Annotated in this window: 10 protein-coding genes; all 10 read right to left on the bottom strand. The window is 32.0% G+C overall.

What is annotated here, in order from left to right; genetic code table 11:
- Positions 1-179: 179 nt before the first annotated feature.
- The 10 genes from MKX31_RS27880 to MKX31_RS27835 all read right to left on the bottom strand — a co-directional run bounded on the left by MKX31_RS27880 (position 180) and on the right by MKX31_RS27835 (position 15,328).
- Positions 180-587 carry a hypothetical protein gene (locus tag MKX31_RS27880; protein WP_340981792.1) on the bottom strand — a complete coding sequence of 136 codons (408 nt, stop codon included), beginning with the start codon at positions 585-587 and terminating at the stop codon, positions 180-182.
- Between the two features lie 487 nt (positions 588-1,074).
- The gene (locus MKX31_RS27875) at positions 1,075-2,889 is read right to left on the bottom strand and encodes an acyltransferase family protein (protein WP_340981791.1); all 1,815 of its coding nucleotides are present in this window, start codon (positions 2,887-2,889) and stop codon (positions 1,075-1,077) included.
- A gap of 844 nt (positions 2,890-3,733) precedes the next feature.
- Positions 3,734-5,131: a hemolysin BL regulatory component HblB gene (gene hblB, locus MKX31_RS27870; protein WP_340981790.1), complete on the bottom strand. Its 1,398-nt coding sequence runs from the start codon at positions 5,129-5,131 to the stop codon at positions 3,734-3,736.
- 325 nt (positions 5,132-5,456) lie between these two features.
- Complete coding sequence (hblA, locus tag MKX31_RS27865; RefSeq protein ID WP_000977258.1) at positions 5,457-6,584, bottom strand: hemolysin BL binding component B; 1,128 nt, start codon at positions 6,582-6,584, stop codon at positions 5,457-5,459.
- A gap of 36 nt (positions 6,585-6,620) precedes the next feature.
- Positions 6,621-7,841, bottom strand: a complete 1,221-nt coding sequence (gene hblD / locus MKX31_RS27860) for a hemolytic enterotoxin HBL lytic component L1 (protein WP_340981789.1) — start codon at positions 7,839-7,841, stop codon at positions 6,621-6,623.
- A 61-nt stretch (positions 7,842-7,902) separates the two neighbouring features.
- Positions 7,903-9,222, bottom strand: coding sequence for a hemolytic enterotoxin HBL lytic component L2 (gene hblC, locus MKX31_RS27855; protein WP_222655544.1), 1,320 nt, complete (start codon positions 9,220-9,222; stop codon positions 7,903-7,905).
- 1,359 nt (positions 9,223-10,581) lie between these two features.
- Entirely contained in the window at positions 10,582-11,811 is a 1,230-nt protein-coding gene (locus MKX31_RS27850; protein ID WP_340981788.1) for a helix-turn-helix domain-containing protein, read from the bottom strand.
- A gap of 1,401 nt (positions 11,812-13,212) precedes the next feature.
- The gene (locus tag MKX31_RS27845; RefSeq protein ID WP_074651217.1) at positions 13,213-13,431 is read right to left on the bottom strand and encodes an alpha/beta-type small acid-soluble spore protein; all 219 of its coding nucleotides are present in this window, start codon (positions 13,429-13,431) and stop codon (positions 13,213-13,215) included.
- 264 nt (positions 13,432-13,695) lie between these two features.
- Positions 13,696-13,959: a hypothetical protein gene (locus MKX31_RS27840; protein ID WP_016089710.1), complete on the bottom strand. Its 264-nt coding sequence runs from the start codon at positions 13,957-13,959 to the stop codon at positions 13,696-13,698.
- 196 nt (positions 13,960-14,155) lie between these two features.
- Entirely contained in the window at positions 14,156-15,328 is a 1,173-nt protein-coding gene (locus tag MKX31_RS27835; RefSeq protein ID WP_340981787.1) for a tyrosine-type recombinase/integrase, read from the bottom strand.
- Between the last annotated feature and the right edge of the window lie 121 nt (positions 15,329-15,449).

Below are 15,449 nucleotides of genomic sequence, written 5' to 3'. Positions count from 1 at the left end.
TTCCGTACATGATAATACATGTAAATAGTATCATATTGATTCAAATCGAAAACCAGGGAATCTTCCATATGAACCTGCAAATCCCCCAAAAATAAGGTGTTTATTTAAATGTTATGTACAAAAAAACGTAGGAATATTTAATTCCTACGTTTTTTATAAATTAATCAACTCCTTCACTATTACAATTCTTCTAATTCCTCAATTTCGGCTTTTCGCTTTAAAAATATTGCAATATCTTTATTCTCCCTTTCTATTAAACCAAGAGCATGTCTATCATTTAAAGCTAATTCTTTATAACCCCATATATATTCTATTGTTGTCGCTTTACTATGTTTATGATCCGCAAAATACCATTCTAAAGGTTGTAAAGGGTTCGATACTTCAAACAATTCCGCTGGGTACCATGAAGGCAAGTTTTCATTATCACCCAAGATTAGATAGTCTAATGCTCTATTCAATGAACTAATACCATAAACCACATATTCCTTATCGGTTTCTAAATTTATAATAGAGTCTCGATTATATCCTTGATCTAATAAAACCTCTGAAAATGTATCTCCTGAATTTTTTATACATAGTACCTTCACATACAAGCTCCTATCAACAAAAAATTAATTTTTAAATTTAAAATCATTAAATTCTCCTGTTCTATTATTTTTAAAATAATGAATTGCTACAAGAGTTACATTATGCGCCATTTGCGCCTAGCCACCTTCTTTGGGTCAACAAGAATCTGTCATTGGTATTCTCGTTAGAACTATTCTTTGTGGATTTGAATTAATTTTTTTCATTGCAAGTCGTTCTTTTAATGTATTTGCAGGGCTTCTACCTGCGGAGCCTCTTCCTAATATTTCAACTTCATATTTTTTATTTTTTATAGCCTCTTCTAGTTCCTTTTCTTTTCAGGTTTGCGTAGATTTCATGTCAAATTACAGAAGTGAGTCAGGTCACTCTAAATCGTAGATTAGAAGAACATGAATAATATTCTTTTTTGAATTGTAATTAAACCTCAGAGTGGCACCCCATACCCAGAATCATTTCCTTACCCAACAGAAGTTAATAAAACATGGTTAATTATTGCTTCACCGCTTTGGCTACAAGTGCTGCGTATGCTTCTGCACCTACTTTGGTTAAATGCACACCGTCAGGTGCAAAGTAGTCTTTCTTTCCAGCACTTGCTGCATACCAATCAACTAGAGTTACATTCGGATATTCAGATGCCGTTACTTTCAGTCTCTCATTCACGATTGATTCCCACGGACGTGGTACTCTCGTATTAATAAATATGATTTTACGTTCGTTTCCAATTTCTTTTATTAATGAAACAAGTTGCTCAGTAGTAAAGGCTCCATTTGTACCTAATCCAATAATGACATAGTTTCCTAAATTCCCTTCATATTTTAACTGTTCAACTACCGGAATCGCTTTTGACAGCTGGCGACCAATTTGCGCATCAATCCTAATATCAGGAAAAGTATTTTTTAAATACGGAGTAATATCAATCATAACGGAATCACCTATCGCAGTAACCGTGAGTGAATTTTTAGGTTGCGCAGAATTTACTTCTCTTGATTCCCCTTGTTTTTGAGGCGTCTCTTGATTTGGATTTTCCCAAACTGCAACTGGATGTGGCGCCGGTTGTGTTTGTGCTACTTCCACCTTATCTTGTTGAGAATTCTCCTTAGCCTTACTAGCTTTTGATAACCCTACGACTGCTATCGACGAAACGAATAATGTACAAATTAAAGCTAACTTAACACCTAAAGTGACATTTTGAATTCTTAAATTCTTAAACTGAATGTTCCGGAGCGCTCCTTCTCGGATTGGTTTTTCAATAAACTTCCATGAAATTTGCGCAATCAATATAATCAAAAGAAATTGAAGGATTGCTCTTATTAGTGAAAAATCCCCAGCATTTACCTTTGAAGTCGTCAATGTAAGAATTGGATAATGCCAGAGGTATATACCATACGATCTTATCCCTATCCAACGTAAAGGTCTAAATCGTAAAAATTGAGCAATACGACTAGCTGGATGAGCTAGATTTGCCACTAACAATGCTGTTGCAATTGATAAGAGAACCATTCCTCCCTTGTATAGAAATGGATCATATTGATTGGTCTTCCAAAACATAACCAAAATAATAATAAGGGCAATGCCCCCCACTACATCAAGAATGAAACGCGCCTTTGGGATAATTTTATTTGCAAGCCTATTGCTTGGCCAAACTAAGGCAAGTACCGCTCCGATAAGTAAGGAAAAGGCCCTCGTATCTGTACCATAATATATTCTGCTTGGGTCAGCTCCAGGTTCATACAAAATTGCCATCGCTAAAGCTGAAGCAACGGCTCCCAGACAAATTAATAAAATCATACGGGATTGTTTTTTTATGTAGTAAAGCCCTAAACTAATGATAAACGGCCAAACAACATAGAATTGTTCCTCAACTGCTAACGACCAAAAATGATTCAATGGAGAAAGCTGGTTAAAATTATCAAAGTACGATAATTTATGATAAATATACCACCAGTTACTAACATAAAATAATGCCGCTAATGAATCTCCGCGCATTTTTTCAAGTAAAGAGCTATGAAACATCGTAATCCATGCCAACGTTATAACGAGCATAACAAGCATTCCCGGAAGCAATCTTCTTGCCCTACTAAGCCAGAATTTTTTTAAATCAATTCTCTTATTTCTCTTCCACTCTATCGCTAGAATATCTGTAATTAAATAACCTGAAAGTACAAAAAATACAGTAACTCCTAAAAACCCTCCAGGCATCCAATTAAAATTAATATGATACAAAATAACACCTAGTATAGCTAGACCCCTTAGACTGTCCAACCCAACCATATAACGACTATTTTTTTTAAAAGGTTTAGTCATCCTACATTCACCTCTATTTCTTGGAAATTAGGTTAATAATAACGGCATAAAATGCTATTAATCCCCTAAAATCGTATAAGCTAAACTATTACAAACATCTTTTTGTAAGGCTCTTTTTTTATCTTTACATGCACAGTAATTAATACTTTAACACGTTATCTGGCTCTGTTGTGAAAATTTTTAAGCTAGATGTTCTTGTTTCTCTTCCGAAAAAGAGGAATATGATATATAACGTATATTTGAACATTTCCCTGCAAAATAACGTTATAAAGAAGGGCTACTGGTTATGAGCAGCCCCTCTTTTACCTTACTTCACATATACATATGTTTCATTTGAAATCACATTTTATGTCTTGCCCTTACTGTCGTGTATTTTATATTGCAGCGAACCTTGCATCAGAACAATATGTGTTCTAGTGCAAGGTTTTTTTAACTAGAATAAATTCTGGGAAAGCAAATAAGGAACATGACAGATGTGATATTTTAAAGAAAAATAGTTTAAGAAAAATAATAGTAGCCATTTGCTACTATTATTTTTTTCTTTAAGTTATCGTAATATGCCTGGAATTCTAACGGGACGTGGTATGTCAATTCATCTAACAACCATTATGTGCTGAGTTCGTGAATGCGGAAATTTCCTTCGTGATTTTTGAAAAATAAAACAAAAAAGAAAAACTATCTTTGAAAATGGATGAAACCTACATAAATGTCAACTAATCTATGTACGAATTCCTTTGCTTTAGCTAGGTGTTCTAGGAAATAAGGAGCCATATGCCGGTCAATTTTTCAATTAACTTGGTGTCTAGTTTAGTGTACCATCTCCAATTAATGCGTTTTTTGGGGTTCAGTTCATTATATTTTCTACTTTGTCTTTATACACAACATATTCTTTTCCATCCACTACTGCTACCACCGCAAATTCATCATTTGGATTGAATGAAAGCCAGTCAGCCCACATGCTTGTATTAGCTCCTCCACTCCACATATGATGAACAGTGTTTTTAGTTAAATTCATAACTTTATAAGACGCATTTGGTGCATTTGTTCCAGTCTTTATTTCAAAAGTGTATGCGTTATGGATTTTTTTATAAAAGTAAAAAACGTTTGATGGACGAAGTAGATTCATAAAATCTTGTTCTTTCTTCTCTGCAATTTTTATGCCTTCTAGTAATGTGACAACATCTGCTCTTAATGTTTTCCAACTGTCTTTAGCTGAATTCAAGTTAGACTTTAAAAATTTATATCTATTTTGATCAGCTTTTTCATCAGCTTTATCAATATGCCCCATTACGCCCGAATATTGAGAGTCTAAATCATCCCATTGTGTGGACATATAAGTAAGAGCAGTAATAGCACTATCAATCGTACTATGCATATCACTAATATTATGAAATGCAACTCCGACTACACGATTTAATGTAATTTTATAATCTACAGTTTTACGTAATTCTGCTAAAGCAGGCTCTAATCGACCTAAATTATCTCTAGCAGTACCTATCATTATGCCACCAGAAATAAGCGTGGGGATAAAAGGGACTTTCACCATTATTAACCCATCAGATTCTAATTTCTTATAATAGTTTACTTGTCCTAAAACTTCATCTAAACGCTTTTGATCAGTCTCTACATCAGCTCCTTGGTTTTTTAAAATCGATTGCAAGGTCTCTTTATGGCTTCCAAATACTCTAACATCTTCTCCAATAGCGTTTTTAAATTTAGTTAATTCTTCTATTAATGCTTTTGCAGACTTTTGGTTTCGTTGAATCCCCACCCTTAAATCTGTAATCCCCTTTTTTAAAGTATCCCCATTTCCATTATTGATCGCCTCTGCTAATGTTTCATAATAATTTTCAAACTTTGTATCGTATTCAATAATGCCGGTCAATGTATCTAAAAGCTGTTTTTTTACTTTTGTATTCCATGTAACAGCATGTGCTCTTGCATTCTTTTGATCCTGTACAATTTTACTAGGTAAATCTGCATACCCATTAATAGAAATTCCTTCAAAACTCACATCCGGATTATTAATTAGCAAATAAGAATATTCATTCATAGCCTTTGCAAATAACCCAGCATCTTGTACAGTTTTTTTCATCTTTTCTTCATTTGCTGAAAGAGACATATCTCCATTGTTCGTTTGTTCAGTTTCAATTGCAAAGGTTGCTACTGGTGCGACTGCATAGGTAGTTGTCATAATTAAAAATGCTGATACAGCCAGTATTTTATAAGGTTTTTTTTTCATCTTTTCTTATTCCTCCTGTATAGAGTATGATTTCAAGTCCTATTCTTATTAAAAGACGATGTTGTTGCATAGATTCGATATTATTAAGCAAATCTATATAACCTGTCCTCTATTGATTAATTCTGTTACAAATTTTTAAAAACAAGTAAACTACATGACTAACTTTTTATTTGGATAAAACTCATATATAAGTGAAAGGCGAAGTCTTTAATGAGACTCCGCCTTTTTAATATATAAGGATTTGTTAATTATTGCTTTACTGTTTAACAGTGTAATCATAGACTCTCTATGTTACGGGTCACTTTGCAACAGAATAAATATTCCCCTATTTTTGTGGAGTAACAGTTTCCACTTTTAATTCCTTTATCCCCTCTTTTAATGTAACCGCATCTGTTCTTAATGTTTTCCAACTGTCTTTCGCTGCATTTAAATTAGGTTTTAAGAATTTAAATTTATTTTGATCCGCTTTTTGAGCTGCATTCTCAATATGCCCTAGAACGCCCGAATATTGAGAATCTAAATCATGCCACTGCGTTGACATATAAGTAAGAGCGTTAATAGCATCATCAAGCGCCTTGTGCATTTCATTAATATTACTATAAGCAACTCCAACTACACGATTTAATGTTACTTTATAATCCACGGTCTGACGTAATTCTGCTAATAAAGGCTCTAACTTACCTAAGTTGTCTCTTGCTACTCCCACTATAATACCGCCAATTATTGGTAGACCCAAAATAGCACCCTTCATTACATTAAACCCATCAGATTCTAGTTGTTTATAATAGTTTACTGATCCTAATACTTCTTCTAGACGCTTTTGATCTGCATCAACATCTGCACCTTGGTTTTTTAGAATCGACTGCAAAAGATCTTTATTGCCTCCAAATGCTCTAACATCTTGTCCAATAGAGTCTCTTAATTTAGTCAATTCTTCTATTAATTGTTGTGCGTACTTTTGGTTTTGTTGAATTTCACCTCGTAAATCTGTAATTCCTTCTTTTAAAGTTTCTCCATCCCCTGTATTAATCGCCTCAACCAATGTTTCATAATAATTGTCGAACGTTGTATCATATTCAACAATACCAGTCAATGTATCTAAAAGCTGTTTTTTTACTTTCGTGTCCCAAGTAACAGCATGTGCTCTTGCATTCTTTTGATCTTGTACGATTCTACCAGGTAAATCTACATATCCATTAATAGTAATTCCTTCAAAATTTACATCAGGATTCTTAATTAGCATATAAGAATAGGCATTCATAGATTTTGCAAATAATCCAGCCTTTTGCAAGGTCTCTTTCATTCTCGCTTCATTTGCAGAAAGAGCCGTATCTCCATTGTTCGTTTGTTCAATTTCACTTGCAAAAGTTGCTACTGGTGAGACTACAGAAGTTGCTGTCATAGTTAATAGAGCAGATGCAACGATCAGTTTGTACGGGATATTTTTCATCATTTTATATTCCTCCAATATAATTTTTCATTTTCAGTTCTATTCCTGTTTAAAAGCGATGTCTTTTGAAATGAATTCTGCATCTTTATGAATATCATTCCAACTTTCTTTAGCAGCTTTTAAATCATCCGGTATTAAAGAGAATTTGTGGTCTTGCATAGAATCGATATTATCCAGTAAATCTGTATAATTTGCGCCCATTGTATTCCATTGCTTTTGAATATTTGTTAGAGACAATATCGCTTGATCTACAGTCTGGTATAGATATGCCAATGTTTCTTTCGCGTTAGTAAGCGAAAGAACTGCTTGATTAGCACGATCTGCTTTCATACTTAATTCTCCGATTTTGTTAGAAATTTCGTTATAGGAGTCCATATGCTTAGATGCCGTGACACCAGCTGCAGTTCCTAGACCGATACCAGCTGCTCCAAGAGCTGAAAGTCCACCAACAACAGCCGGTGTTGCTGTACCACCAGTTACAACAATTACAACTGCTCCTCCAATAGCTGCAATAACTAAAATAGCTGCTCCCAATCCACCACCAATTGACCATGCTAATACATCATCAAAATGTTTTTTCTGAGTAGAACGAAGTTGCTCAATTTCAGCTTGAAGTTGTGGAATCGTTGCCTGTTGACCTGCTAATATTGCAGTTAATCCACCTTTCCCATCTGGACCACCAACATTATTTTTAAAATCTGTAGAATTTTGATATAGTTTCCCTTTGAAGTCTTGTAGCATCTTAATTACATCTGTAACCTCTTTTGAATTTGTATTAATTGTTGTAATTAAATCATTTATGCCCTCTTTTAGACCTGCCTTATCTTTCTTTTGTACAGTATCTACTAATGTGTCGTAATAATTTTGAAATTGTTCATCGTAATTTACAATATTACGAGCTGTTTTTTGAATCTGTGGCTTCGCTGTATCTAACCAATAATTCGCATTGATTCGTGACAGTTCTTGATTAAGATGAATATTTTTGAGCAACTCTCCTCCTTCTGATCCTAAATCGATATTAGATAAATTTACATTCGGTTGCTTAATCATTGTTTTTGCGTACAAATCCATTACAAGAATATGAGACCCTGTTTCAGCCAATGCTTTCTTCAGTCCTTCAGGACCTAAAGCATAATTGCCTACTTTTTGTTCTTGAGCGGTCGTTTCTTGTGCAAACGCATGAATAGTGTTACCAGTAGTAGCAGTTATAACCGTTGCCAAAGTGGCTAAAGTTAGCACTTTGAATGGGAATCTTTTCATAACTATTCTCCTTCTTTCGCTAGATTCTTAGAATCTTTATATTTTTTCAAAAAACGTAATATTAAAATTTATACACCTGTTCTTCAAGGTAACTTATTACATTTTTTAATTGTCTTAATGTATCTTTTTGAGACTGCTCGTTAGTTGCATCAACATTAATAGATAATTTTGTAATGTTATTTTTTATTAGATCCAAATCTGCTTTATAGCGCTTTAGTAGGTCAAGTTCTACATCTACTTGGTTTGCAAACGTATGCAAATCATTTTGTGAAAGAAGAAGCATTGATTTTTGTAAATCTGCTATTGATAGTTTCGTTGTTAAATCATATATTTTTTGGTTTTGTTTCTCTAAGTCATCTAAATATGCTCGCTGCTCTGCTGTTAGTTTATTTACTTCTGCGAAGACACCAAATGTTTTCTTAATTTTTTCAGTATCAATGGCTTTCATCAGGTCATATTCTTGCGTTTTTGCGGCTGCAGCTGCAGCTATTTCACCTTGTTTGCTTTTCTCAATTGCTTCACGAGCTGCTTTTTTGGCCGATTCAATTTCTAGAGCAGTTTTACCTTGTTCTGTCGCTTCTTGCGCTGCTTTTTTCTCAGCTTCTAGAATAGAGTTGTTAATTTCTTTTCCTTTGTTATACGCTGCCATCCCTGCTTGAGCAGCCGGTTCAATAATTTCTTTTGAAAGACTATAAACTTCTTTGAATATAGCAAATCCCTGTTCATTTAAAGCTCCTGGTATTAATGCAATTTGTTGTAAATCATTTTGAATTGCTTTTTTGGTATTTAATATTTCATTTTTTAACTGATCTATTTTTCCTGTTCCATCTGTACCTAATATGCCTTGCGCAGTTGCCACATCAGTATCGAAATCTTTTAATTTTTTATCAAGCTGTAATTTAAGATCAGTTAACTCATTAATTTGTCGTTGCGCATTTTCTTGATTCGTCATAGCCATTTCTTGAAGTACTTCAAGTCTATCCAAAAAACCTTCTCTATCTTCATTATTGTCTACATACGATTTTAATGTCGGATAATAGCTATTAAATTTCGTTACAAATCCTTTGCTTTTTGAATTTAATAGAATTAACTGTGGATAGAGTTCCGATGACCATTCTTTCATATCTTGTTTGATTAGAAATTGATTTGTATTTAAAGCTGGGACTTCCTCTAGCTGTACATTAGGACTCATTAAAGATTGATCAATATACGTTTGGATTAATTTAGATTGCGCACCTAATTTTCGTAATGATGAAGAAATATCCATGTTTTCCTGTTGAGTTTCTGCTTGAACGATTGGTGTTGCCAGAGTATTGATAGGAATAGTTGCTCCAGTTACAATGGATGTTATTAAAAATCCTGTCATTATTTTATTTTTCATTCCGTACACTCCTTTACCATTTTTTTTATAACTTGATTCATATAACTGTACAACCTAGCTCTAGGCTCTCTGCTTACACACGCCTGAGGAAGAAGAGGTCTTTCATATAGGATGTTATCGTTATTATTTACTTCTAATAGAATCTAAGGATTTTACTTCCCTCTCATTTAGCTCTATTTTTCAAATAATAAACGATAAAAATTCATCAGCTATATTTGAATTAGCTGCCCAATGAATAGTAAAATACTTCCACCCCTAGAGCTGCTGTTTAACTTACAGAACCATGAAGATAGATAAACCATTGAATCTAGGGTTAATCCTGTCATGACTTTTTTTAATATCAATTTCATAATAGGGTTTTTAGTTTTTTCAGCAAGAGCCTTACAAGACTACAAAAGATGAACTTATACTGTACATTGCTTATACTTATATTGCGGAATTAATTCACTTTTGCTATGTAGAAACTTAAAACCCTATTTTTTAAAAGTAATACTTTTGAGATTCTACATCCGCCAAAAATAAACTGATTATTAAGAAAATTAATCGCAACATACTTTACTTGCAAATTTATTAACCTCTATTAGTTCGCTCTTCTCCTTTCTTTGTGGTCATACCAGTTATGATGTTCATTAAAACATTAAATTTCTGATGCGTAAATAGCGAAATTTTGTCGATTGAGCTCGATAGTTTAACTGTTAAGTAAAAATATACGTTAAAAAAATTATATCGATATAATTAATTGGAAATTGCATCTCTGTAATTGTAATGATTACAAATTAAAGTGTATACGGTTAATAAATAACCATTTTAGCTCAACGGAGCAATTTCATTTTAAAAAAAATACTTATAGAATAATTTAATAGGTTTTTTTATACTTTTTTACCTTTATTTAGTTATGTATAATTGCATATAATATAGATATATCAAGTGATATATGTTATATTGTTAAACTTTATGTAATAGTCCCTAATATCACCATTATTAAATACTCAACATGCCAACCACTTTAATACTTAACATGAAGATATCAATCTATAAACTTATTTGTTATAACTATAGTTTTTAAAATATAAAAAAGCCGCAAAGCTTTCTCGAAAAGAACCTTTGCAGCCTTCTGTTTTTTTGTCTCCTGAGAAAAATAATGGATAGTGTACTCATAAATTAACAACATGTTATAAATCTTACCCATGTCTTTTAGCTTCACTAAATGTTTCATAGATTCTTCAAGATCTATTTGAATACATATTTCTTTTCTAGATCAATCACATACCCTTTCTAGAGTAAAATAAACAGTATGCTCAATTTTTTGAGTTACTTGAGCGTATATTAAAGTTTTTTCACAAGAAACTGATACTAAGCTCATATTACTGTATATTTTTCACGATACTGTCTAGGTGTCATGTTAGTTGATTTTTTGAAAACCCTTGTAAAATAGCTTTGGTCGTTAAAATTAAGCCAAGCACAAATATCTGATAATGGATATGTAGTAAGTGTTAATAATTTTTTTGCTTCTTCAACTCGTTCCCTTTGAATAAATTCACTTAAAGGAATTCCTACTTCTTTTTTAAATAATTTAGATAAATAAGTAGGCGTAATATCCAAATGATTAGCGAGTTCATTGAGTGATATTCCATCGTATACATTTTTACTAATATGGTTCATACATGTAGTAACCGCATTTGAAAATTTTTGCGCATTGAATTCTTTCACTCGATCTGCAAAAGTACGTAAAGCATCTCCTGACAATCGCCTTACAGAGTCCACGTTATCTAGTTGTTCCATGGTTTGGATATACAAAATACTAAGTGCAAAAGCAATGTCTGGTGGGAGATTACCTTCTATCGCATATCGAGTAGCTAAAGTAATCGCAATAATCCCATGGTTTTTTTGGTTTCTAAGTGGATCCGCTGTTAAAATTAATTCAGTATCTTCCTGCGAAACTGCATACATATATTGCAACAACTTCTTTCTATTTCCCTCTTTGATTGCTGAAAAATAATTATGTACTAATGCCATGTTGTGAGTTTTTGGTTTATTTTGTTGACGTTTTAAAATATATAGATCGGGTTCCACAATTTTATAGGGAACTTCCTCTAACACTTTATTTTTTTCTAAAACAATATTAACATCTAACTTTTCATTGAAAATCATGTAATGCAATAAAATCCCCATATCAATTAAAGCATTTTTTTTTGCCTCAGGTAGGGATTGATAATAAGTTAGTCTTTCTTGAATATTAATATTTGAGTTAAATTCTTTTCGAAGTTTAAATGTCACATCATCTGATCCCTTTGGATGTATAGTTGGGCCAATTATTATAGTCCCTTTTATATAATCATGATTTGCTATATGAATTAGGATAAAATTTTCAAGATAACTGTTACATCTGAAAAGGGGCAAATTATCGGGATCATTTTCTTGATAAATGTCACTAAGATGTTCTTCTTTAGAAGAATAAAAAGGACTACAAATATCATCAGAAGTAGACTGATATAAGATTTTTTTGTCTGTGGATAAAATGTGAACGGGTACATTAAAGGCTTTATGTGCGAGATCACACAAGTGTTGTATATCGATAGAATTATTCATTATCTTCTCCTTTTAATTAGATTAACTAATAAATTTTTACATCTTTACGGTATAAATTCATAAATTATTTTCCGTCAGGTATAACTCTCAACAAAATATTACTATAAAATATCAAAATAGTACAATTCACGACAAAATATTACTATATTTTTTTTATAAAAATCATATATTATTTAATTGTAATTAGCATTTAAATATCAGAGTAGCGTAGATAAGATAAGATAAGTAAATGAAATAAGCGAGGATTTTTTCTTAATTCTACAAAATTTAATCATTGAACTTGAAAAAACAGTAAAAAACTTACAAAATACAGTGGTAGTCTATGCGAGTACCAAGCTGGAAAAAAGATTCAAAATATGGCTAAAGTAACATGAGATACTGTACCATCGCAAGAAACAACAGTCAAAATTTGAATTCAATTACATGTACAAATTGAATTCAAAAAATGGATAATGCTAAATTAAATGTAAAACTGAAAAATTACTGTGTTTCAGATTTTAGACAAAAATAACAAAAAGTCGGGAAATTAACAACAGAGGAAAATGATAAGGATATTTATGAACCACTATGCTTTGAAAGTACAAGCTAGAGGAAATTCAAGTATCAAACAGATACATGTTACTTAAAGATTTAATTGAGAGAAAGGTCTTTTCATCAGTACAAAAATAAAAATAGAAAACACAAAAACAGAATGGAATATTTAAAATACTGGTGATATAGGGACAACTATTTTTATCTAATTGGTACTATATTACTAGTCGCAACATTAGTTTTACTTCCCACCAAAAAAGAAGAAATATATAGATTTTAAAAATACTAGGAATAGCAGCCGGGATAGAACAGATGAATAACCTATTTATTGGTTGTTCATCTTTGTATTATTAGTCTTTATATTACCTAGTTTTATTATTACATCACATATACTTATTATTAAATTTTCAAATACAATAGCTGTTAATTAACAAAAACAACATCCATAATTAAGGTGCACAGTAAATTGACCTCAAAAAAATTCTTAAGTGACATATCTTTAAATCCATTTAAATATTAAGTATACTTTGTACACTACTTTTTATAAATTGATATATATACCCCTCTTAATTTCTCACTTTATTTTTAATTAAGAATCAAATTATTTATGAATGAAATTGTATTAAATTGGCTTAAATATTATGGAATTAAAATTACGAATAATAACAAAAAGGTTTTAAACAACCTTACACTAATCGTATCGAATTTATTTTATACTGATACCTATAACATTGACTAATCCACAAAAGGTTGTTACAAAGGAATCTGAGGGTCTGTTTTTCAACTTCAAAATTTATTTTTTGAAGTTTTTGTAAATAAAAGGAAGAGGAATCCATTTGCACATGAATTCTTCTTATTTACTGCATTAACTTAGTGTAATCTGTATTGACCTGTTAATTGTTCTTCAGCCATTCGAACTAAACGTTTTGTAATTTCTCCACCGACAGATCCATTTGCACGTGATGATGTATCAGGTCCTAATGTGACTCCTAATTCACGAGCAATTTCATACTTCATTTGCTCGATAGCACTTGCAGCAGCAGAAACAAGAATTTCATTTGTATTACTTTCGTGTCTTTGAATATTCATAATTGCACCTCCATTATATTTGTATATAACTTGTGCCTAATTATGATATTTATGCATGAGTAACCTAGTTTCTTCTATAAATGAACGCCAGGACTCTACTTTTCTTGATTTTTCTTGACTATTTCTTAATGTGTAGATATTTGAGTACTCTATAATTAATCCTCCTCAAAAGTTAAATAATGTACATTGCATTTCAGTATAAAAATAAAACCGCCTGTAAGAACGGTTTCTCTTTTCGTTATTTTTTTATGGCTCTACGCTTTTTTATTTAATATATTTTATGTTACGTATGCCTAGACGAATTGACGCGAAGATAAGGTAAATCATTATAATGACGTAGACTACTAACCAACTCGTATAAATATATGTACCCTGAAATCCATTTTCAGTAATCCAGTTAGTGATCCACATTCCACCAAAATAAACTGGGATTGTTAACAAGCTTACGTCTTTAGGATCTGTTGCAAGATAAATCATTAGAAATAGAAAAGCAAGTGCCCCTATCGTACTAACATTTTCAAAAACCATTATCGGAAATCACCTACTTTATGATTAATAATATAACAAGTATTAATTTCTTACCCCTTCCGTGGATAACTCGTTTCGCGGTTTTCATAACTACCATTCCTTGGGGTAAGTATATCAAATACCAAGGTAAATTTCCCCAATAAGTATGATGTCTACTTAACAGTTTCTTCTTCGGCCAGTAATAGAATACTAATTTTTATTGCAACATATCCGCAAAGGAAGTACCTACATTATTCTTTCGCTTCATATGCTTCTCTAAATAGATTTTTGTTGTTTGAATATTTTCATGCCCAAGCGTTTGCATTAAATGATATAAATCCGCATTTCCTTGTTCAACTGCCATGATTGCAAATGCATGCCTAAATGTATGAGCGGTTACTGGATTTTCACGATATTGTAGAAACTCTAAGTTTGTCTTTTTTATCATGTCGGTTACCTGATTTGATAACGTTTTAGGGTTATAAAAATTCCCTCTTTGATTTACAAATACAGGATCCTCATCTCCTTGATCTAATATGGTTTGAAACCCTCTTTTCCTTCTCACTTCACAGATACACTGATACAAATGTTCTGAAATGAAAAGTTCACGTACCTTTCCACCTTTTCCTATAACTTTTAACCAATACTTTCCGTCATAGTATAAATCTTTTACTCTTGTCCGACACAATTCCTGAATACGTGCTCCAGTACTAGCTAATGCAAGTAAGATTGTATAGTTTACTAAATGTCCTCGTACTTTATAAAAATCTAAAATTTTTATTACCTCATCATATGACAAATCACGATTAGGTCTATCGTTTTCATTTACATTTGCGCGCTGTAGTTCCTCATGAAGTGGCTTATCAACATAGCCAAATAGGTGAAGATGTTTTAAAAATGAACGAATCAATACTGTTTTTTTCGCAAGCGTTGCAACGCTATAGCTTGAATTTCCCCTGCCATTCTTTACACTTTTTAACCAGTTACTATACTTACGTATATGCCAAGGCTGTAATACCTTCAATAAAGATTCATAGCGCTGTACGTCTTCCCCATTTAATTCAAATTCTTCCGCGTTCTGCACCATGCATTGACAAAATGACAAAATTTCAGAAACATAACTCTTTTTCGTATGCTCTTTCCTATTTTTCTTCTCATCCATATCTTTCTGTAAATGGACAAAATGATAGATCACTTCAAGGTCATTTAGAAAATCATATTTTCTTTTACCCTCTTTTTCTGCTTTCTCCATCTTTTGTTCTACAGCATCCATATAACGATTGTTATGTAGGAATAACACAACACCATTCATATCCTCTAAATATGTATCTATAAATCCTTTTTTATAATTTGTAATAGGTAAAACTTCATTTTCACTTTTACTATCCATAATTTTCATTCACCACTTTTTGCACATATTATTAAACTATATCTACTTATTAAATATACTATATTTTTCATTTCCTTTGTAACAATTGTACAAAATAAAAACATTACTCTTTCTATAAGAA

The organism is Bacillus sp. FSL M8-0063 (assembly GCF_038005545.1).
Lineage (GTDB): Bacteria > Bacillota > Bacilli > Bacillales > Bacillaceae_G > Bacillus_A > Bacillus_A wiedmannii.
Note: the sequence above shows the minus strand (reverse complement) of the source record. Positions and strands in the feature narration are given on the sequence as shown.

What these genes read in the sequence shown, in the direction of transcription:
- hblC (WP_222655544.1), bottom strand. Translation starts at nt 9,222, where the DNA reads ATGAAAAATAAAATAATGACAGGATTTTTAATAACATCCATTGTAACT.
- hblB (WP_340981790.1), bottom strand. Translation starts at nt 5,131, where the DNA reads ATGAAAAAAAAACCTTATAAAATACTGGCTGTATCAGCATTTTTAATT.
- MKX31_RS27835 (WP_340981787.1), bottom strand. Translation starts at nt 15,328, where the DNA reads ATGGATAGTAAAAGTGAAAATGAAGTTTTACCTATTACAAATTATAAA.
- hblA (WP_000977258.1), bottom strand. Translation starts at nt 6,584, where the DNA reads ATGATGAAAAATATCCCGTACAAACTGATCGTTGCATCTGCTCTATTA.
- hblD (WP_340981789.1), bottom strand. Translation starts at nt 7,841, where the DNA reads ATGAAAAGATTCCCATTCAAAGTGCTAACTTTAGCCACTTTGGCAACG.
- MKX31_RS27850 (WP_340981788.1), bottom strand. Translation starts at nt 11,811, where the DNA reads ATGAATAATTCTATCGATATACAACACTTGTGTGATCTCGCACATAAA.
- MKX31_RS27875 (WP_340981791.1), bottom strand. Translation starts at nt 2,889, where the DNA reads ATGACTAAACCTTTTAAAAAAAATAGTCGTTATATGGTTGGGTTGGAC.
- MKX31_RS27845 (WP_074651217.1), bottom strand. Translation starts at nt 13,431, where the DNA reads ATGAATATTCAAAGACACGAAAGTAATACAAATGAAATTCTTGTTTCT.
- MKX31_RS27840 (WP_016089710.1), bottom strand. Translation starts at nt 13,959, where the DNA reads ATGGTTTTTGAAAATGTTAGTACGATAGGGGCACTTGCTTTTCTATTT.